Raw genomic sequence first — 18,450 nt, forward strand, 5'->3', positions numbered from 1 at the left:
TTCCGATTCCTGCCCGAGATGGTTCCCGCTCCGTGACAGAACCCCGCTTCGATCTTCTCTGCATCGGCGAACCGCTCGGCGAGTTCAATGCGACCCGTGCCGAGACCGGCGCCTTCCAGTTCGGCCATGGCGGCGACACCTCGAACTGCGCCATCGCGGCTTCGAGGCAGGGCGCGAAGGCGGCCTATCTGGGTGCGTTGGGCGACGACATGGCGGGCCGCTCGATCCGCGATCTCTGGCGCCGCGAGGGCGTTGACGACGCCCATGTCTCGACGCATCCGAGCGCGCCGACCGGGCTCTATTTCGTCGATCACGGGCCATCAGGCCATGTCTTCTCCTATCTGCGCGCCGGTTCCGCTGCGAGCCTCGTCGGCCCGCGCGACATCCCGCGCGACCTGATCGCCTCGGCGCGGATCGTCCAGGCCTCCGGCATCAGCCAGGCGATCTCGGCCTCGGCCTGCGATGCAGTGTTCGAGGCTTTCGCGATCGCGCGCGAAGCTGGCGTGATGACGGCTTACGACACCAATCTGCGGCTCAAGCTCTGGCCGCTGACGCGGGCGAAGGCGATCATCAACGCCGCCTGCGGCATGGCCGACATCGTGCTGCCGGGCTATGACGACGCGACCCAGCTCACCGGCCTCAGCGATGCCGACGCTATAGCCGATTTCTATCTGCGGCTTGGCGCGAAGATCGTGGCGCTGACGCTCGGCCATGAGGGCTCGCTGGTGGCGACGCCGGAGCGCCGCGAGCGGCTGGTGCCGATCAAGGTCGAGGCGATCGACGCCACCGGCGCGGGCGACTGCTATGATGGCGCGTTCCTCGCCGAATATATCCGCACCGGCGATGCCTTTGCGGCCGGCGCCTACGCCAATGTCGCCGCGGCCCTGTCCACGCAAGGCTTCGGCGCCGTTGCGCCGCTGCCGCGCCGGGCCGATGTCGAGGCGCGCATGGCTATCGAGGCGAAGAAGGCAGGCTGATGGGCGTTCCGGTGCTCGACCAGGCGGGCAAGCTGCTCGCCCGCTATGACGTGCTGATCAGCGATGTCTGGGGCGTGGTGCATGATGGCGTCTGGGCGCTGCCGCCGGCCTGCGCGGCGCTGACGCGCTATCGCGAGCAGGGCGGGGCGGTGGTGCTGCTCTCCAACGCGCCGGCCCCTTCCGAACAGGTTGTCGAACTGCTCGACAAGAAGAAGGTGCCGCGCAGCGCCTGGGACAGGCTCGTGACCTCGGGCGACGTGACGCGTGCGCTGATCGCCGAGAGCCATCACCGCAAGGTCTTCCATATCGGCTGGCACAGCGACCGCTCGGTGTTCGACCGAGCAGAGATCGAACTGGTCGGCGAGGACGAGGCCGATCTCGTCGTCGCGACCGAGCTCAACGATTATCGCACCGAGACGCCGGAGCAGTACCGCCCGCTGCTGGAGCGTTTCGCGGCGCGGGGCGTGCCCTTCATCTGCGGCAATCCCGATCTCGTCGTCCATGTCGGGCATGACCTTTTGCCCTGCGCCGGGTCGCTGGCTGCGATCTATGAGGAACTCGGCGGCAGCGTCGCCTGGGCCGGAAAGCCCTATCGGCCGGCCTACGACCTCGCGCTGGAAGCTGCGCGAAGCGCGCGCGGCGGGCATCCGGTCGATCCAGCGAGGGTGCTTGTGATCGGCGACGCCGTCCGCACCGATCTCGCAGGCGCGCGGCTGATGGGCTTCGACAGTCTGTTCATCGCCGGCGGAATCCATCGCGACGAGACGATCCGCGACGGCGCGGTCGATCCGGCGGGGCTGGAGGCCGTGCTGGCGGGGCTGACGGTCAAGCCGGTCGCGGCGATGGGGGCGTTGGGGTAGCCGTCCTTGGCCACTCTCGGGCGGCAGCACTGGCAGCCGTTAATTGTCGCTCTGATAGTACTTCTGCAATTGCAGCGCGCGGGGGCCGTCCGTCGCGAGGCGTCGCATGATGCTCCTGAGCTGCGAGAACTCCTCCGCAGTTAGGGTTTCGAACAGCGCGTCATTCACGGGCCGTTGGAAAGCAGCCAGTTGCCGGAGCTTGTCCCAGCCTGCCTGGGTCGCGAAGAGCTGAACCCTGCGGCCATCCGTCGGGTGCGCCCTCTTCTCGACGAGTTCGTCGAGAACGAGCTTGTTGACCTCGCTCGTGACAAACGCACCCGTCAGATGGAGTCTCCGCGCCACCTGGTTGACGCCGATCGGCTCTTCGGCCCGCGCGATGACGATCAGGCTGAGATATTGGGTCGGCGTCAGGCCGACATAGGTGGCGAAACCCGAGCGGGCGGTATCGAGCACGCTGCCGAATGCGAAGAAGTCGTACAGCATAGCGCGGAATTCCTTGTCCTCGGCACCGGCAAGCAATTCGGGTCGTGTCACGGTCAGGAAGTTCTCTTCGTCAGCCACCGACGCCTCCGCTCACTCTCCAATCCAAGCACGATTCGCCTCTCATGAATGCGGGAAATTCAGCTTGACTAGATTTGCTAGATAGCTTTGTATAAAAGCTATCTAGCAAGCATATACCTCTATGGGAGGTGGTGCGCAATGAGTGGGCGTCTGTTCAGGCATGCTCTGGGCGAGTTCGCCACCGGTGTGGCGATCATCACCGCCCGAACACGGAGCCGAGAGCTTATCGGCATGACGATGAGCTCGTTCAATTCCGTGTCCCTCGATCCGCCGCTGGTGCTGTTCAGCGTCGATCGCAAGGCCAACAGCCTGCAGGGAATGCTCGAAGCCACCGGCTTTGCCGTCAACGTTCTGGCGCGCGAGCAAGAGTACCTCTCAGACCAGTTCGCGCGGGCACTGTGCGACAAATGGAGCGAGGTCCGGACCAGCGTCGGGCATGCCGAGGCTCCGCTGATCGCCGGGGCGCTCGCCCATTTCGAGTGCGAAACCTATGCCCATCATGACGGCGGCGATCACGTGATCTTCGTCGCGCGCGTGCTGCGCCACGCCGTCCATTCGAGCGACGCGGCGCCGCTCATCTTCTTTCGTGGCCGCTATCGCGATCTCAAGAGCGAGGTCGAGAGGGAGCCGGCCTGGCCGTTGCCGATGCATTACTGAGGGTTCGTTCCAGCCGGGGAGGACACGACATGACTCGATCAGGGCAAGATTATCTGACCAGCCTCCAGGACGATCGCTGCATCTATATCGATGGCCGACGAGTCGAAGATGTCACCACCGACATGGCCTTCCGCAACGTCGCGGGCTCAATGGCCAGTTTGTTCGATTTCGCGCATTCGCAGGACGCGCGCGAACTGATGACCTTCGAGACCGAGGATGGCGCGCGCGCCAACCGGATATGGCAACTGCCGTGTTGTCTCGATGATCTCCAAACCCGCCGCAAGGCCCTGGAGGCCTGGGCTTCGCTCCATGCCGGCTTCATGGGGCGGGCGCCGGACCATGTCGCATCGTGCATTTCAGGAATGTATATGGGGCTCGATGTCTTTCAGGCTTACGATCCCAGATCGGCATCCGCGCTGTCGGAATATTATCACTACGCCCGCGACCGCGATCTCTATCTCAGCTACGTGATCATCAATCCGCAAGCCGATCGTTCGAAGAGCGCCGGCCAGCAGCAGGATCCCTGTCTCGTAGCCGGAATCGTGGATAGGGATGCCGCCGGGATCACCGTGCGTGGCGGCAAGATGCTCGCTACCGGCGGTGTCATCGCGGACGAGTTATTCGTCAGTTGCATCCAGCCGCTTGGCCCTGGCGAGGAGCGCTATGCGCTGTCTTTTGCCATCCCGATGAACACGAAGGGGCTGACCCTGCTGTCGCGAAAGTCCTATGAGCGGTCGGCCGGCTCTGGCTTCGACAGCCCCTTGGCGAGCCGTTTCGACGAGAACGACTCGGTGGTGTATTTCGACGACGTCCGGGTTCCGATGGAGCGCGTCTTCGTCGATAGCGATGTCGCGATGTGCCAAAAGCAGTTTCACGCGACGCCCTGCCACGTCTATCAGAACTATCAGGCGATGGTGCGGCTCAACGTCAAGCTCAAATTCCTGGTCGGATTGGCTTTTCGGACGACGGAGATCAACGGCGTCACGCAATTCCCGCAGGTTCGAGAGATGCTCGGTCAACTCGCGGCGGAGGTCGCCATGGTCGACGCGCTGGTCGTCGCCATGGAGGTGAAGGGCAACATGGCGGCGGGGTACTTCATTCCCGACCACCACACGCTTTATGCGGCGCAGGTCCTGACGCAACAGCTTTATCCCAAAGTTCTCGGTGCGCTTCGGGAGCTCGCAGGGGGCGGCATGATCATGTTGCCATCCTCTGCGGAGGATTTCGAGGACCCCGACATCGCCGGTCTGATCGACAAGACCCAGCAATCGGCAAAGGCCAATGCGCGTGACCGGGTGAAGTTCTATAAGCTCGCCTGGGACGCTGTGGGCTCCGAATTCGGATCGCGGCACCATCAATACGAGATGTTCTACGCGGGCGCGACATTCGTCACAAAAGGCCACTCGTTCCGGACCTATGATTGGGACGGTGCAGGCCGCGCAGTCCAGACCATGCTGGATTCCCAGAATACGCCTGCGGACAGAGCGCGCAGCCACGCCGCATAAGCGCGTCGGAGCTGGCGCATGGCCTCGACGCTGCGCGCCGCGTCAGCACAAGCGGTCTCAGGCTGGCGCCTTGCCGGCCTGACCAGCGGCACCTCGCCCCACCCGCAACCGTTTCCCGATATCCTCGAACAGCCCGCGCAACGGCCGGAACACGAAGCGCACGGTCGAGCGGCCGGGCGCAACCTGAACCGCCCTGAACAGCACATTGGCGCGCAGGAGTTCGGCAGGCTCTCCATCGACCTCGACCTGCCACCAGCGGTGCCAAACATCGTTCAGCACGACATAGCCGCCCTGGGGTGCATCGACCTTCAGCGTGACCTCGGTGGTGCCGTAGTCTGCGATGCGCACGGAGCCCGCCTGGGGCTGGGGGATCGCAGGGGGAACTGCCGGCGAAGGCGGCACGGCGCGGTCGAGCAGCACTGCGCGACGCGGGTCGAATCCGTCCGGCCACTTTCCCGTCTCCAGGATCGCGTCGAAATCGACCTTCTCGGCCTTCGGCACCAGCAGCACGCGCGGCAGAGCGCGGGGGTTCTCGTAGACATAGGCGTCGGGCGTGCGCGCGATCCGGACGAGGTCGCCGGGCTTGAGCCTCTTGTCGATATGCTCGGCGGGGACGCCCGTCGCGATGAAGCGCAGGCCGAGCATGTCGGCGAGCAGCGAGCGATAGCCCGGCATCAGGGGCGAGAAGGTGCGCTGGTCGGGCAGGGCGACATGGTCGCCGGCGCCGGTCGCCCGGCTGTAGAGCCCGAGCCGCAGGGGATTGTAGCCCAGCGTGTTGTCGAGCCGGTGAACAAGGCTGGCATTGGGCCAGTGGAAGTCGATGCCGGCGAGTTCGATGCGGTCGCGCCGGTCGGGACCGGCGGTGCGGGCGGTCTCGCGCTTGAGCAGCGCGATGGTCTCGTTGGCGCTGTCGGCGCGCAGCACGTCGAAATCCTGCGAGGGAAGGGCGGTGGACTCGCTCGGGCCATTGTTGACGGAGAGATCGACGACGAGCGTCGCGGCGATGACGATGGCGGCCGCGAGGCCTGACCCACGTAGCGCCAGCCCACGCGCGGCGACGAGCGCGCCGAGGCTGAGCACGGCGCAGAGCAGGGCGGTGACCAGCGGCACGACGGCCAGCGCCAGACGCCCGACCGTCCAGGCGAGCCAGACCGCAAGGGCAAGAGCGCCTGTGAAGAGCACGATCTCGACGGCGCGTTGCCAAAGGCGGGCGCGAGGGGCCGTGTCGGTCATCACGAGATGAGCGAGATAGCCACCGAGCAGGGCGACGAGCGCGCCGAGGATGAAGAGCGCATCGGCCGGTCGCCGGTAGAAGGATACGCCGGGCAGCTCGAACAGCAGGCGGAAGCCCGGTGTGTAGCGCCCGAGCGCGTAGACCAGCACGATCAGCGCGGCGAGGCTGAGCGCGACGATCTCGCGCCGCAGCAGCGCGCCTCTGATGATGCCGACGGTCAGCACCAGCCCCATCGGAATCAGCCCGAGATAGAGCTGGATCATATTGCGGGCGAGATAGAGGTCCTGCGGGCCAAAACGGGCCTCGAAGGCCGGGCTCGGCGCGCCCCAGAAATTCTCCAGCGGGCCGGCTGCGCCGTAGAGATTGGCGAAGAGGCCGGTCAGCAGGGCGGCGGGGTGCAGCGAGCCCTTGCCGGCGCCGACCAGGTCGATCGCCGGGCGGTTCGATTCCTCGGCGAGGAAGGCGGTGAGCAGGATCGGCACCGTGGCGACGAGAACCGCGCCCAGTGCGCCTGCGAGCAGCGGCAGGAAGCTTGTGCGCAGGGCCTGCCAGGGGCGGCGCGCCATGGCGATCGCGGCGAGCACGAGCCCGGCCAGGACATAGACGCCGAGCAGCGCGACCTGATCGCGGCCGAGCACCATGCAGCCGGCGACGACGCCGGCGGCGAAGCCATAGGCGAGCGAACCGCGCTCGAGCGCGCGCGCGATGAGCGCCAGCGTGATGGCGAAGTAGCCGAGGCTGAGCACCTGCCCGACATGCTGGATGCGCCAGGCCGCGGCTGCCCCGAAGGCGAAGGCCAGCGCGGCCACGACCGCGCCGGCCGGATGCCAGTCGCGGTCCCGGAAGATCACGACGAAGGCGAGCGCGCCCGCGAGCAGCGTGCCGAGTACGGCGCCATCGCCGAGCCGGAAGCCGGGCACGGGCTCCAGCGCCGCGATCAAGGCGAAGGGCGGCGAGAAGATCAGGGACTGCGGATCGGCGATCTGTGGGGAGCCGGAGAAGACATAAGGCACCCAGAACGGCGAGCGGCCGCTGTGCCAGGCCTCGGCCAGGAACTGGAGCTGCGGCTGGAAATGCGCCTTGGCGTCCCAGGGGATCGTGACGATGCCGGACAGCCAGGGCCACGATAGCGCGATCCAGGCCAGAACCACGATGGCCACCACGCTGGCGAGCGGCCAGCGCGGCGACGATCCGGATTCTGGGCCGATGGCTCGCGACATCAGGCTGCGGTGCCCGAAGTCGTCATGGCGATCAAGCCCTCCGGGTCAGCCGACCCGTTCAATCCTTGGGGGCGGCGCGCGCCATCAGCGCGTCCATGTCGATGAAATGGCCGGCGCGGTCCCGCTTCGAGGCGAGGTAGCGGACATTATGGACGTTCGGCCGCCCGAGCACGCGCTGGGTCGCCGCGACCTCCAGGCCCGCTGCCTTGATCGCGCCGACCTTAAGCGGGTTGTTCGTCAGCGCGGTCACACTGTTCACGCCGAGCTGCTTCAGCATCGTCGCGGCGAAATCGAAATGGCGTTGGTCGAGATCGAAGCCGAGCACCTCGTCGGCGTCATAGGTGTCCCAGCCCTGGCTCTGCAGCTTGTAGGCGCGCATCTTGTTGGAGATGCCGTTGCCGCGGCCTTCCTGGTCGAGATAGAGCAGGATTCCGCCCTCGTTCTCGGCCATCCACTGCACGGTCTCACGCAGCTGGTCGCCGCAATCACATTTCAGCGAGCCGAAAAGGTCACCGGTCAGGCAGGCCGAATGCAGCCGCACCGGGACGGCGCCCGAGAGATCGGGATTGCCGACGATGATCGCGACCTGGTCGCGCAGGCCCTCGCCGCCGCGGAAGACGACGAACTCCGTCTCAGGCGCGCCTTCCAGCGGCACCGGGGCCCGGCCGACGATCGTCAGCGTTGCGGCCTGGGCGGCGCGATAGCCGTTGACGGCGTCGATCTCGACCTCGACCAGCGGCTCGCCGGCGACGAGATCGGCCGAGACCGGGACGATGATGGCGGCCGGCAGGACGAGCGAGAGCCGCGCCAGCTCGAGAGCGGCTTCATCGGCGTCGGAGGCCGGCGCGACGGGGGCGTCGACCTTGCCGTCGATCTTGAGGGCCAGCATCTCGATGCGTGCGAGATCGAGCGTCGGCATCGCCAGGATGCCGGTCTCGGCGCGGTTTTTTCCGCTGAGGCGGCGCAGCCGGGCCGCGCTCAAGGCGAGATGGGCCTTGCCGCCGGCGAGATCGTCGAGCCGGCCGACCAGATCGCCCTCCGCCAGTTCGGCCGAGAGCGTGAGCGCCAGGCGCTCGCCGGCACGCAGCAACACCGGGCGACCGGCGCGAAATTCGGAAATGGCCCGATCAACCGCTACGAGGCTCGTCTCGAGCGGGCGTCCGAACAGCGTACGCGACTGAGGCATCGGATTGTCCGTCAGATAGGGCTTGGCCCAGGAAGGCTTCGGCCCGGCGGGAGGTTAGGCATATACGCGCGCAACGTCGATATAGATCCACGCTGCATCATTTTCCATCAAACGTGCTTGAGGCGAGGGCAGTTCCATCGCGCAAAGATTCGACCGCCCCGCCACCGAGCCATCCTAATCCGTGGACAGGCCGTATAGGCTTGGCACCTTGAACACGGGATGAATGTGGGCATCGATGCAGCAGGGCGGCAGTCTCGCGAGCGGGAGAGGGGAATGACGCAGGATCATGACAAGGCGACGATGGCGCCGGGACATGTCGCCTACAGCGCAGCCGCCCGGCACATGCACTGGATGACTGCGGGCGCGGTCCTCGTGATGGTGCCGCTGGGGCTCGCCATGACCTATCGCGGCAATACGCTGGACATCTGGGACGGGCTGACCGACGCGCTCTACAGCTCGCACAAGGTTCTCGGCTTGCTCGTGCTCTGGCTGGTCGTCGGCCGGCTGGCCTATCGCCTGATCAAGGGCGCGCCGCCGGACGAGCCGACGCTGCTGTGGTGGCACAAGGCGGCGTCGCATCTGGTGCACTGGCTGCTCTATGGCCTGTTGATCGTCGTGCCGCTGCTCGGTTGGCTCGGCGTTTCACTTTACCCGTCGCTGAAAGTGTTCGGGCTCGTCGACCTGCCGGCGCTCGCGAGCCCGAACGAGGAACTCGCGAAGACGGTTCTCGGCGTTCACGGCAAGCTCGCCATCGCGATAGGGTTCCTCGCCTGCGGCCATATAGCAGCGGCACTCTACCATCACCTCATCCGCAAGGACGGCGTGCTGCGCCGGATGCTGCCAGGGCTGAGGTAGGCGCCGGATCGCCGTCAGACCGGCCGCGCCCAGAGATCGAGATGGCCGATCATCGCGGTAGCGCCTCCGGCCTTCGCGGCGAGCCAATCAGCGACGACCGCCGGATCGACCTGCCCGGTCTCCAGCACCGCATCGGCGATGCCCTTCGCCAGGGTCTGCGCCAGCTCGCCCTGCTTCTCATCGATCCGCCACGCGCTGTCGCCGGTCGAGACCGCGAAGCCGGATTTGCGGAAGGCTTCCGCCATGATCTCGGTGGCGTCAGGGCCGGCGGCCGGGCCGAAGCCCTTGTCGCCGCGCTGATGGTGCTTGAACGCGGCCAGCATCGACGCATCCGCCGGATGGGGCGGCTGCCAGGTCTCGCGCCCGTCGTAGGTCAGCACGGTGTAGAGCGGCAGGCGCTGGCTCGTCAGCGCTGCGACGAAGCGCTCGATCCAGCGCTTCGAGGCGAGGTCGAACAAGGCTGCGGCCGTGACCAGATCGGGTTGCCAGCCGAGGATCCATTCGAGATCCTTGTTCAGATCGGCCTGGCGGGTATCGACCGTGATGTTGTGCTCGCCCTTGGACAGCACCAGTTCCTCGCCCTGTTCGCGGGCCTCGTCGGCCCAGGCGGCCAGCGTCGCGCGCGTGGCTGCGAGCAGGCCGGCGTCGAGATCGACCAGCGTCCAATGCTGCCGCGCCGGCAGGGCGGCATAGCTGCCGCGCAGATTCGAGCCCGCGCCGCAGCCGAGATCGACGACAGTGAGCGAGGCCTTGGGGGCGAAATGCGCGCCGACCGCGGCCAGGACCTGCGGGTTGCGGGCCGCATGATCGGCCGGCTCCCGCAGGGCCAGCCATTCTGGAGAAAAACCGCCCATCAGCCTACCTTTCGCCCGTTCCCGGGCAGACAAACATCGGCGACGATCGCCGCAGTATCGCGCCAGCGCGGCAGGTTGGCCGCTGCCGCCCAAGCCGCATCTGCGAGCGCCCTGCGATGGGTGGGCGCATCCATCAGGCCCGCCAGGGCGCTGGCAAGCGCACCGGCATCGCCGGGAGGAACTTTCAGCGCGGCAGCGTCCGGCGCCGTTTCGGCCGCGGCGCCGCCCGTCGTGCAGACGATCGGCAGCCCGCGCGCCAGCGCCTCGGTCAGCACCATGCCGTAACCCTCGAACAGCGAGGGCATGACGAAGAGATCGGCGCCATGATAGGCGGCTGCGAGCGTCGTGTCGTCCACGGACCCCGCAAGCAAGATGCGGTCCTCCAGCCCGGCGGCGGCGATCTGGGCTGTCAGAGCGCGCATGGTTTCGGGGGCGCGATCAGCTGCCCCGACGATGGTGAGATGCCAGTCCCGGTCGCGCAGCGTCGCGAGCGCCTCGACCAGCACATGATAGCCCTTGCGCGGGACGATGGAGCCGACGGCGAGCAGGCGCAAGGGCTCGGCCGGCGGTGCCCCCGTTGCGCGCGGAGCCGGATCGACGCCGGGTACTGCAACGGTGACGCGTGCGGCGTCGACGCCGAAATCGGCGGCGAGCAGCCGCTTCATCGCCGGGCTCGTCGTCACGATGGCGCGAGCATGACGCAGGGCTGCAGTTTCGCGCGCCAGCAGCATCTGTGCCGTTTCCGGCGGGAGCCCGGTTTCCAGGCCGAGCGGATGATGGACGAGCGCGACGACGCGCCCGGCGAGCCCGGCGGCGATGCCCTCGGGAAAGGCGCCGTAGGCCAGTCCGTCGATCAGCAGTGTGTCGTCCCAGTGCTGGGACAGGATCGCCTGGCCGGTCCGACCGAGATCGGCCTCCGTTGGAAACGGAAAGGAACCTGGTAAGGCGATGTGCCTGGCCTCGACACCCATCTCGCGCCACTCCGCCAGCAGCCTGCGGTCGAAGGCATAGCCGCCGGTCGGCAGGTCGATGTCGCCGGGGATGGCGAAGGCGATGGCGCTCACGTGAGCGCGCCCTCGAAGCTCGCGCGGGCGAGATCGGTCTCGTGCAGGGTCACGCGGATCCGGGCAAGGCCCGCCCCGTCCTCCCCGAGCGCGCCTGATTTCGCCGCATCGGCCATGGCGTCGAAGATGTATTTGCAAAGAAATTCGGTGGTGGTCAGCACGCCCTCGAACTGCGGCAGGGTGTCGAGATTCTGGTAGTTGAGTGGCTTCAGCGTCTTGTTGAGGACGTCGAGCGCGGCGCCGATATCGACCACGACATTCTGCTTCGTCAGCCTCTCGCGGAAGAAGGCGACATCGACCACGAAGGTCGCGCCATGCATGTTCTGGGCGGGGCCGAAGAAGGGATCGGGCAGGGAATGGCCGATCATGATGCGGTCGCGGACTTCGACGGAGAACATGGCAAGGCTCCTGCTGGCGGGCTGTGCCCCGCCGGACGATGTCTTGGCCAAACCGGCTGCGCCAGGTCAATAGCGCAGGGCGGCCGTCAGGCCGGGCCAGGAGGGCCTCAGGATCGCGGGAAGCCGCGTCGCGGCTTCGGCGAAGGGGATTTCCTCGCTGATCAGGGCATCGAGCCTGTCATCGTCGAGCAGTGCCATAGCGGCTGCGGCGCGGCGGGCATGATCCCAGCGCGGACGGCGCGAGGGGGCGATGGCGCCGACCTGCGTCGAGACGAGTTGCAAGCGCCTGGCATGGAAGGCGCCGCCGAGGGGGGCCGGCACCGCGCCCTCACCATACCAGCTCAGCTCGACGATGCGGGCCTCAAAGCCGGCCGCGGTGACGGCGGTGGCGAGGCCGGCCGCCGTCGCGCTGGCGTGGAAGACCAGATCGGCTTCCGTCGGCGCATCGGCGGGCAGGGCGAAGCGGAAGCCGAGTGCTTGCGCCATGGCAGCCCGGTCCGGCTGCGTGTCGACCAGCGTCACCTGCGCGGCCGGCAGCCTCGCCGCGAGCCAGGCGACGAGCAGCCCGAGCACGCCGCCGCCGACCACGACGATGCGGTCGGCCGGGCCGGAGCCTGCGTCCCAATGGGCGTTGAGCGCGGTTTCCATATTGGCGGCAAGGATCGCGCGCCGGGCCGGCACGGTGGCGGGGACGCGAGTCAATCTGTCGGCCGGGGCGATGAAGCGGTCCTGATGGGGATGCAGGCAGAAGACGGTCGTCCCGAGTATGGCTTCAGGCCCGGCATCTACGACGCCGACCGTGCAGTAGCCGTATTTGACCGGGAAGGGGAAAGCCCCCTGCTGGAAGGGGGCCCGCATGCGGTCGAATTCGCCGACCGGGACGCGACCTTCGAAGACGAGGCGCTCCGTGCCGCGGCTGATTCCGCTCCAGAGCGTGCGGACGAGACAGTCCTGCCCGGCCGGCTCGGGCAGGGGCTCGGTGTTCAGGGCGCATTCACGCGGGGCTACATACCAAAGTGCCGTCGCCTGCGCGTTTTGGCCTGAAGACCTTGCGCTCGACGAAAATGCCGGCTTTAGCTCCTGCGCCGTGTCGTCTCGCGTCATGTCGCCGTCTCCCGCTCTGCCTAGTCCGCCTTGTCCAGATCGCGCCTTGCCCAGATCGATCGCATGACAGAGACAGCCATGAACCAGCGTCCCGCTCCGACCACGTTCCAGCCGGCGGCGCAAGGGCTCGCGGATTCGGTACCGGGCCTGACGCCCGCCGGGCTGCAATCTGAGGCGGTGCTGGCGATGCGCCGGCGCCTCGTTCTCGCGCTCAACCTCGCGACGCTGGCGGCTCTGCTCTACGGCCTGTCACGGGTGCTGGGCGCAGGCGGTTGGACGGCGGCGGATGTCGCGATCTTCATCGCCTTCCTGTTCGGTGCTCCCTGGACCGTGCTCGGCTTCTGGAACGCCGTGATCGGGCTCTGGTTGCTGCATGGGGTGAAGGACGGCATGGCCCGCGTCGCGCCTTTCGCCGCAGCCGGCGATGCGCCGACGCCGATCGCGATCCGCAGCGCGATCCTGATGACGTTGCGCAACGAGGACCCCGCGCGTGCCTTCCAGCGGCTGCGCGTGGTCAAGCGCAGCCTCGATGCCACCGGCGAGGGCGGTTGGTTCGATTACTTCATCCTGTCCGACAGCGATGACCCGGCCGTCGCCGCCGCCGAGGAGCGGTTCGCCGCGCAATGGCGGGCCGAAGCGGGCGGAGAGGGGCGGATCATCTATCGCCGCCGCAGCGACAATGCGGGCTTCAAGGCCGGCAATGTGCGGGATTTCTGCGAGCGCTGGGGCGCGGATTACGAGCTGATGCTGCCGCTCGACGCCGACAGCGTGATGTCGGGCGAGGCGATCGTGAAGCTGACGCGGATGATGCAGGCCTATCCGCGGCTCGGCATCCTGCAGAGCCTGGTTGTGGGCATGCCGAGCCGATCGGCCTTCGCCCGCGTCTTCCAGTTCGGGATGCGCCAGGGCATGCGGCCTTACACGATGGGCTCGGCCTGGTGGATCGGCGATTGCGGCCCGTTCTGGGGACACAATGCGATGGTCCGGATCGCGCCGTTCCGTGACGGCTGCCATCTGCCGGTGCTGCCCGGCGGGCCGCCGCTCGGTGGGGCGGTGATGAGCCATGACCAGGTCGAGGCGACGCTGATGCGCCGGGCCGGTTACGAGGTGCGCGTGCTGCCGCAGGAAATGGGAAGCTGGGAGGAAAACCCGCCGACCATGCTCGATTTCGCCAAGCGCGACCTGCGCTGGTGCCTCGGCAACCTGCAATATCTCAAGCTGCTCGATATTCCGGGCCTGCGTCCGATGAGCCGCTTCCAACTCGTCTGGGCGATCCTGATGTTTCTCGGCCTGCCGGCCTGGACCCTGATGATCGCGCTGCTGCCGCTCAAGGTCATCGAGGATCGCGGCATCGAGGCCTATCCGGCGGGGCTGGCGGCCGGGCTCTATCTGCTCTTCCTCGGGATGTATCTCTCGCCGAAGCTGGCCGGCTTCGCCGACATCCTGCTGACCAGGGGCGGCGCCGCACGCTATGGCGGGCACCTGCGCTTCGTCGCCTCGGTCGCGATCGAGGTCGTCTTTGCCTTCCTGCAGGGCGCGGTCTCGAGCTTCCGGACCACGCTGTTCATGATCGGGCTGATGTTCGGGCGCTCGCGCATCGGCTGGAACGGGCAGGCGCGCGACGCCCGTGCCCTGTCCTTCGCCACGGCCTTCGCGGGACTGTGGCCGCATCTCCTGTTCGCGGCCTATCTGTTCGGGACGCTTCTGATGTTGTCGCCGACGGTCCTGCTCTGGTCGTTGCCGCTGGCGGCGGGCTATCTGCTCGCCATTCCCTTCGCGATGGTGACCGCGCTGCCAGCTCTCGGGGCGTGGTTCGCGCGGCGCGGCCTCTGTGGCATCCCCGAGGACTTCGATCCGCCAGCCGAACTCGTGGCGATCCGCAGAGCCGCAACCCACGGGCGGGGCGCATGAACGCGGCGTTCTATCCCAAGGGCACCGCTAAGGCGTTGTCGCGTTCGCTGCGGATCTATCATGGCGATGCTGCCCGCAACGCCGCGATGGATGCGCTCTATGGCCGCTTCCTTCGCCCCGGCGAGCTTGCCTTCGACATCGGCGCCCATGTCGGCGACCGGGTCTCGTCCTTCCGCCGCCTCGGCGCGCGCGTCGTCGCGCTCGAACCGCAGCCGGGGCCGGCGCGGGTCTTGCGGCTGATCCATGGCCGCGATCCGCAGGTGACGTTGATCCAGGCCGCCTGCGGCGACCATGACGGCACGGTCACGCTCAGGATCAACAGCGCGAATCCGACGGTCTCGACCGCGTCGAGCGCCTTCATCGGCGCCGCTCGCGACGCGGGGGGCTGGGAGGGTCAGGTCTGGGACCACGAGATCGCCGTCCGCTGCACCACGCTCGACTCGCTGATCGCGCGGCATGGCCTGCCGGCCCTGCTCAAGATCGATGTCGAGGGGTTCGAGGCGCATGTGCTGGCAGGATTGACCCGGCGCGTGCCGGTGATCTCCTTCGAGTTCACGACGATCCAGCGCGACGTCGCCGAAGCCTGCCTCGCTTTGCTCGAAACACTCGGCCCCTATCGCTTCAATGTCGCGCTCGGCGAAAGCCAGCGCCTGGAACTCGACGAGCCCGCCAGCGCGGAGGCGATGGGCGGATATCTCCGTGCGCTGCCCCATGCCGCCAATTCAGGCGATGTCTACGCCATCCTCGAAAGCTGAGTTTTCATGACGACCATCGCGACCCGCCTCCGCATCGCCCTGCTGGCTCTCGCCTGCGCCGCCTCGCCCGCCTTCGCGGTGGGCGATGTCGCGGTCGAGGTCCGCAACGAATCCGAGCCCGTGCTCTGCGCCGAGAAGGACAATGTCACGATCAAGGCGATCTCGCCCGAGGTCCGCCGTTTCCAGATCGAGGCGGCCCATCCGGCCTATATCGCCGGCCTGCTGCGCGACAATTGGGATGCGGACTGGACCGCCTGCGACATGACGGGCGATCCTGCCTTCAAGGCGCCGGTGCCGCCGCGCCGCGTGACCTTCTACGAGAGCATCGAATACTGGCTCGTCGGCTATACCTTCCCGACCTTCTGGCGCCCGGCCGACACGACCTTCAAGGTTGGGGACCGCGTCGAGAAAGGGCTTCATCTCGTCCAGCTCTGGAAGCTCGGCAAGACCGGCTCCTACGAGATGCTCGTGGTCTATCCGCAGGACGGCTACTGGCGCGTGCGGCCGCTGCCGCCGCAGCAGCTCTCGGCCACGGCCTACGGCTCCTCCTTCCTGTTCGGGCCGATCGAGCAGGATGCCGGCCGCCCGGTGGTGAACATCAAGGAAATCGCGTTCGACCCCGCGACGCTGTCCTTCAGGATGGATTTCAAGGACGGTTCGGCTGGCACGCTCAAGCTGGATTCCGTCGACGAGAACCGCATGGTGCTCGACGCTGTGCTCGACAAGCCGGTGACCGGCGGCAAGGGCTTCGTCGCGCTGCGCTCGATGTATGTCACCGAGTTCAACAACGACGTCGCCCGCATCGCCATCCGCGAGCCGGGCGCCAAGGGCTGGCGTGAGGAGCTGCTGATGCCCTTCTCCGGCGGCAAGGCGACCGATATCTGGATGGGGCGCACCACCCATTCGCGCCACAATACCTCCTCGCCCGACATGGTCTTCCGGAATTTCTCCAAGGATCCGAACCCGCCGGCGAAGAAGCCGTAGCGGCTCGGCCGGAACGCAATCGGCCTCCGACGCGTTGGCTCATCACACCTTCGACCATGACGCGGGCCGCGCATCGCGCTAGCCTCCTGCGTCCGCATCAGCTTCGAGACCGTCATGCCGCGCTTCGCCGCCAATCTTTCGATGATGTTCAACGAATGGGCGTTCCTCGACCGCTTCAAGGCGGCGTCGGATGCCGGGTTCGCGGCGGTGGAGTTCCTCTTTCCCTATGAGCATCCGGCCGAGCAGGTCGGGCTCGCCCTGACCGGCGGGGAGCTCGAACAGGCGCTTTTCAATCTTCCGCCCGGGGACTTCGCCAAGGGCGAGCGCGGGATCGCCGCGCTGGCAGGCCGCGAGTCCGAATTCAAGGCCGGCATCGAGACCGCTCTCGCCTATGCCCATGAGACCGGCGTCAAGCGCCTGCACATGATGGCGGGCCTTGCGGACCCGAACGATCCCGTCGCGCAGGAAACCTATCGGGCGTCGCTGGCCTATGCGGCGGATGCGCTGGCGCCGCATGGCATCGACCTGCTGCTGGAGCCGATCAACGGCAAGGACATGCCGGGCTACTTCCTGAATGATTTCGACCGGGCGGCGGCCTATGTGCGCGAGTCCGGCCGCTCCAATGTCCGGCTCCAGTTCGACATGTATCACTGCGAGCTGATCCATGGCGACGTCGCTGGCAAGCTCAGGGCGCTCTATTCTCTGGTCGGCCATGTCCAGATCGCCAGCGCCAATGGCCGCCACGAGCCCGACAGTGCCGGTCCCGATTATCCGAGCCTTTTCGCGCTGCTCGACGAACTCGGCTATGACGGCTTCGTCGGCTGCGAATACCGGCCGCGCGCCGGCACGCTGGAAGGGCTCGGCTGGTTCTCGGAGTACCGCAAGCCCGACCACCACAGGCCCGACCCGCTGGACGCGGCATGATGAGCGACTTCTCCTACCCGGTGCTGGTGGCCGATATCGGCGGTACCAATTGCCGTCTTTCATTGGTCGAGGAGGCCGGAGCATCGCATCGGCCGCTGGCGAAGATCGGCACCGGCAGCCACCCGACGCCGGAAGCTGCCTTGGAATCCGTGCTGGTGACGCTGACGCAGCGGCCACGGGCCGCCGTGCTCGCCGTCGCCGGGCCGCTCGAAGGACGCAGCGCGCAACTGACCAATGCCAACTGGCATTTCGACGGGCCGCAGCTCGGGCGGGCGCTCGGTCTGGAACAGGGGCTGCTCGTCAACGATTTCGAGGCCCAGGCAGCCTCGCTCGCCGTACTCGGCGAAAGCGATGTCTCGACACTGGTCAAGGGCGATCCCGAGCCGGACGGGGTGCGGCTCGTGCTGGGGCCAGGCACGGGCTTCGGCGCCGCCGCGCTGATCAAGCGAGGCGCGCGCGGCGTGCTGGTGCCGACCGAGAGCGGCCATATCGGCATCGGGCCGGAAGATCCGACGGAGGAGAAGATCTGGCCGGCGCTGACGGTGGGGCTACCCCGCGTGACGGTCGAGGGCCTTCTCAGCGGGGACGGGCTGGTGCGCTTCCACCGTGCGGTCGCTAGCGAATCCGGCATGCTGGAGGCCGATGTCAGCGCCGCCGATGTGACGACGCTGGCGCTTGATGGCGATCCGGCGGCGCTGATGGCGGTGATCTGCTTCTGGCGGCTGCTGGCCCGGGTAGCGGGCGATCTCGCGCTCGCCTTCAAGGCGACGGGCGGGGTCTACATTTCCGGCGGCATCGTGCCGCGTCTGCTGCCGCTGGCGGACCGGGCCACGATCCAGGCGGTGTTCAGCGGCAAGCCGCCGATGGAGGATCTGGCCGCGCGCTTCTCGCTCCACGTGGTCACGGCCCATGACGGCGCTGAACAAGGGCTGGCCGCGATCGCGGCTGCACCCAAACGCTTCGGCCTCGACGATCCCGCGCGGTTGTGGTTCGCCTGAGTGCCGGATCGAGTTGAGCGCAAGGCCTATTTGAGGCGCTTTCCCTTCAGAGACTGGCCGACGACGCCACCCGTCGCGCGGCGCTCGGCGCGCTTGGCCTTGATCGTGTCGACGTGCTCGGGCTGCGGATGATAGCCGCGCTCCATGATCTCGAGCGAGTATTCCTCATAGGTCAGGCCGAGTGCCTCGGCCTTTTCCTCGCGGCGCAGCGCGATGTCGCGCGGCTTCTTCCAGGCCCTCCGATGGGCAAAGCGCCAATCGAAATAGCGGCCGATGCTGCCGTTTCCGGTATTGGAGCGGCGCTTGCGCTCCTTCAGCGGGGGACCGCCATTATGGCCGATCCCTATAGGGCGTCGCTGAGGCATGGTTCTCGGACTCACGGATGTTTCTGCATCACGATACG

At 67.4% G+C, this 18,450-nt stretch carries 18 protein-coding genes; 10 read left to right on the forward strand and 8 right to left on the reverse strand.

Going from position 1 to position 18,450, the window contains the following annotated elements; genetic code table 11:
* Window positions 1-32 precede the first annotated feature (32 nt).
* Together AC1RMY_RS04620 and AC1RMY_RS04625 are read left to right on the forward strand one after the other, a co-directional pair.
* Entirely contained in the window at window positions 33-977 is a 945-nt protein-coding gene (locus AC1RMY_RS04620) for a sugar kinase (RefSeq protein WP_492862768.1), read from the forward strand.
* Window positions 977-1,837, forward strand: coding sequence for a TIGR01459 family HAD-type hydrolase (locus AC1RMY_RS04625; protein ID WP_492862769.1), 861 nt, complete (start codon window positions 977-979; stop codon window positions 1,835-1,837). The genes AC1RMY_RS04620 and AC1RMY_RS04625 overlap by 1 nt, the downstream gene beginning before the upstream one ends.
* A gap of 39 nt (window positions 1,838-1,876) precedes the next feature.
* Here the strand turns inward: AC1RMY_RS04625 and AC1RMY_RS04630 are convergent, their stop codons facing one another.
* Window positions 1,877-2,398 carry a MarR family winged helix-turn-helix transcriptional regulator gene (locus AC1RMY_RS04630; RefSeq protein WP_492862770.1) on the reverse strand — a complete coding sequence of 174 codons (522 nt, stop codon included), beginning with the start codon at window positions 2,396-2,398 and terminating at the stop codon, window positions 1,877-1,879.
* Window positions 2,399-2,536: 138 nt separating this feature from the next.
* Between AC1RMY_RS04630 and AC1RMY_RS04635 the strand changes: the two genes are divergently transcribed.
* Entirely contained in the window at window positions 2,537-3,055 is a 519-nt protein-coding gene (locus tag AC1RMY_RS04635) for a flavin reductase family protein (RefSeq protein WP_492862771.1), read from the forward strand.
* 29 nt (window positions 3,056-3,084) lie between these two features.
* Entirely contained in the window at window positions 3,085-4,560 is a 1,476-nt protein-coding gene (locus AC1RMY_RS04640; RefSeq protein ID WP_492862772.1) for a 4-hydroxyphenylacetate 3-hydroxylase family protein, read from the forward strand.
* Between the two features lie 57 nt (window positions 4,561-4,617).
* Here AC1RMY_RS04640 and AC1RMY_RS04645 read toward each other — a convergent pair whose 3' ends face one another.
* Complete coding sequence (locus AC1RMY_RS04645; RefSeq protein WP_492862773.1) at window positions 4,618-7,014, reverse strand: hypothetical protein; 2,397 nt, start codon at window positions 7,012-7,014, stop codon at window positions 4,618-4,620.
* Between the two features lie 58 nt (window positions 7,015-7,072).
* Window positions 7,073-8,200, reverse strand: coding sequence for a GTP cyclohydrolase II RibA (ribA, locus tag AC1RMY_RS04650; protein ID WP_492862774.1), 1,128 nt, complete (start codon window positions 8,198-8,200; stop codon window positions 7,073-7,075).
* A gap of 273 nt (window positions 8,201-8,473) precedes the next feature.
* Between ribA and AC1RMY_RS04655 the strand changes: the two genes are divergently transcribed.
* The gene (locus AC1RMY_RS04655; RefSeq protein ID WP_492862775.1) at window positions 8,474-9,055 is read left to right on the forward strand and encodes a cytochrome b; all 582 of its coding nucleotides are present in this window, start codon (window positions 8,474-8,476) and stop codon (window positions 9,053-9,055) included.
* 14 nt (window positions 9,056-9,069) lie between these two features.
* On the opposite strand, the gene AC1RMY_RS04660 is transcribed toward AC1RMY_RS04655, so the two are convergent.
* From AC1RMY_RS04660 to AC1RMY_RS04675, 4 genes are all read right to left on the reverse strand, one after another.
* Window positions 9,070-9,909: an SAM-dependent methyltransferase gene (locus AC1RMY_RS04660; protein WP_492862776.1), complete on the reverse strand. Its 840-nt coding sequence runs from the start codon at window positions 9,907-9,909 to the stop codon at window positions 9,070-9,072.
* Window positions 9,909-10,973, reverse strand: coding sequence for a glycosyltransferase family 4 protein (locus AC1RMY_RS04665; protein ID WP_492862777.1), 1,065 nt, complete (start codon window positions 10,971-10,973; stop codon window positions 9,909-9,911). The genes AC1RMY_RS04660 and AC1RMY_RS04665 overlap by 1 nt, the downstream gene beginning before the upstream one ends.
* Window positions 10,970-11,371, reverse strand: a complete 402-nt coding sequence (locus AC1RMY_RS04670) for a 6-pyruvoyl trahydropterin synthase family protein (RefSeq protein WP_492862778.1) — start codon at window positions 11,369-11,371, stop codon at window positions 10,970-10,972. Before AC1RMY_RS04670 ends, AC1RMY_RS04665 begins: the two co-directional genes overlap by 4 nt.
* Before the next feature lie 66 nt (window positions 11,372-11,437).
* Window positions 11,438-12,475, reverse strand: coding sequence for a zinc-dependent alcohol dehydrogenase (locus AC1RMY_RS04675; protein WP_492862779.1), 1,038 nt, complete (start codon window positions 12,473-12,475; stop codon window positions 11,438-11,440).
* A 78-nt stretch (window positions 12,476-12,553) separates the two neighbouring features.
* On the opposite strand from AC1RMY_RS04675, the gene mdoH reads away from it, so the two are divergent.
* The 5 genes from mdoH (at window position 12,554) to AC1RMY_RS04700 (ending at window position 18,047) form a co-directional block, all read left to right on the forward strand.
* Entirely contained in the window at window positions 12,554-14,386 is a 1,833-nt protein-coding gene (gene mdoH, locus AC1RMY_RS04680; protein ID WP_492862780.1) for a glucans biosynthesis glucosyltransferase MdoH, read from the forward strand.
* Window positions 14,383-15,141: an FkbM family methyltransferase gene (locus AC1RMY_RS04685; protein ID WP_492862781.1), complete on the forward strand. Its 759-nt coding sequence runs from the start codon at window positions 14,383-14,385 to the stop codon at window positions 15,139-15,141. The genes mdoH and AC1RMY_RS04685 overlap by 4 nt, the downstream gene beginning before the upstream one ends.
* 6 nt (window positions 15,142-15,147) lie before the next feature.
* Window positions 15,148-16,125, forward strand: a complete 978-nt coding sequence (locus AC1RMY_RS04690) for a hypothetical protein (protein WP_492862782.1) — start codon at window positions 15,148-15,150, stop codon at window positions 16,123-16,125.
* Between the two features lie 114 nt (window positions 16,126-16,239).
* Window positions 16,240-17,049: a 2-oxo-tetronate isomerase gene (gene otnI, locus AC1RMY_RS04695; protein ID WP_492862783.1), complete on the forward strand. Its 810-nt coding sequence runs from the start codon at window positions 16,240-16,242 to the stop codon at window positions 17,047-17,049.
* Window positions 17,049-18,047 carry a glucokinase gene (locus AC1RMY_RS04700; protein ID WP_492862784.1) on the forward strand — a complete coding sequence of 333 codons (999 nt, stop codon included), beginning with the start codon at window positions 17,049-17,051 and terminating at the stop codon, window positions 18,045-18,047. Before otnI ends, AC1RMY_RS04700 begins: the two co-directional genes overlap by 1 nt.
* Before the next feature lie 26 nt (window positions 18,048-18,073).
* Here AC1RMY_RS04700 and AC1RMY_RS04705 read toward each other — a convergent pair whose 3' ends face one another.
* Window positions 18,074-18,412, reverse strand: coding sequence for a hypothetical protein (locus tag AC1RMY_RS04705; protein ID WP_492862785.1), 339 nt, complete (start codon window positions 18,410-18,412; stop codon window positions 18,074-18,076).
* Window positions 18,413-18,450 lie beyond the last annotated feature (38 nt).

It is taken from the genome of Allobosea sp. GW822-FHT03F07 (assembly GCF_058801345.1).

Excerpts from the sequence above, each read along its gene's own strand:
- AC1RMY_RS04625 (WP_492862769.1), top strand. The coding sequence starts at position 977 with ATGGGCGTTCCGGTGCTCGACCAGGCGGGCAAGCTGCTCGCCCGCTAT.
- AC1RMY_RS04635 (WP_492862771.1), top strand. The coding sequence starts at position 2,537 with ATGAGTGGGCGTCTGTTCAGGCATGCTCTGGGCGAGTTCGCCACCGGT.
- AC1RMY_RS04640 (WP_492862772.1), top strand. The coding sequence starts at position 3,085 with ATGACTCGATCAGGGCAAGATTATCTGACCAGCCTCCAGGACGATCGC.
- AC1RMY_RS04645 (WP_492862773.1), bottom strand. The coding sequence starts at position 7,014 with ATGTCGCGAGCCATCGGCCCAGAATCCGGATCGTCGCCGCGCTGGCCG.
- ribA (WP_492862774.1), bottom strand. The coding sequence starts at position 8,200 with ATGCCTCAGTCGCGTACGCTGTTCGGACGCCCGCTCGAGACGAGCCTC.
- AC1RMY_RS04655 (WP_492862775.1), top strand. The coding sequence starts at position 8,474 with ATGACGCAGGATCATGACAAGGCGACGATGGCGCCGGGACATGTCGCC.
- AC1RMY_RS04660 (WP_492862776.1), bottom strand. The coding sequence starts at position 9,909 with ATGGGCGGTTTTTCTCCAGAATGGCTGGCCCTGCGGGAGCCGGCCGAT.
- AC1RMY_RS04670 (WP_492862778.1), bottom strand. The coding sequence starts at position 11,371 with ATGTTCTCCGTCGAAGTCCGCGACCGCATCATGATCGGCCATTCCCTG.
- AC1RMY_RS04675 (WP_492862779.1), bottom strand. The coding sequence starts at position 12,475 with ATGACGCGAGACGACACGGCGCAGGAGCTAAAGCCGGCATTTTCGTCG.
- mdoH (WP_492862780.1), top strand. The coding sequence starts at position 12,554 with ATGAACCAGCGTCCCGCTCCGACCACGTTCCAGCCGGCGGCGCAAGGG.
- AC1RMY_RS04685 (WP_492862781.1), top strand. The coding sequence starts at position 14,383 with ATGAACGCGGCGTTCTATCCCAAGGGCACCGCTAAGGCGTTGTCGCGT.
- AC1RMY_RS04690 (WP_492862782.1), top strand. The coding sequence starts at position 15,148 with ATGACGACCATCGCGACCCGCCTCCGCATCGCCCTGCTGGCTCTCGCC.
- otnI (WP_492862783.1), top strand. The coding sequence starts at position 16,240 with ATGCCGCGCTTCGCCGCCAATCTTTCGATGATGTTCAACGAATGGGCG.
- AC1RMY_RS04700 (WP_492862784.1), top strand. The coding sequence starts at position 17,049 with ATGAGCGACTTCTCCTACCCGGTGCTGGTGGCCGATATCGGCGGTACC.
- AC1RMY_RS04705 (WP_492862785.1), bottom strand. The coding sequence starts at position 18,412 with ATGCCTCAGCGACGCCCTATAGGGATCGGCCATAATGGCGGTCCCCCG.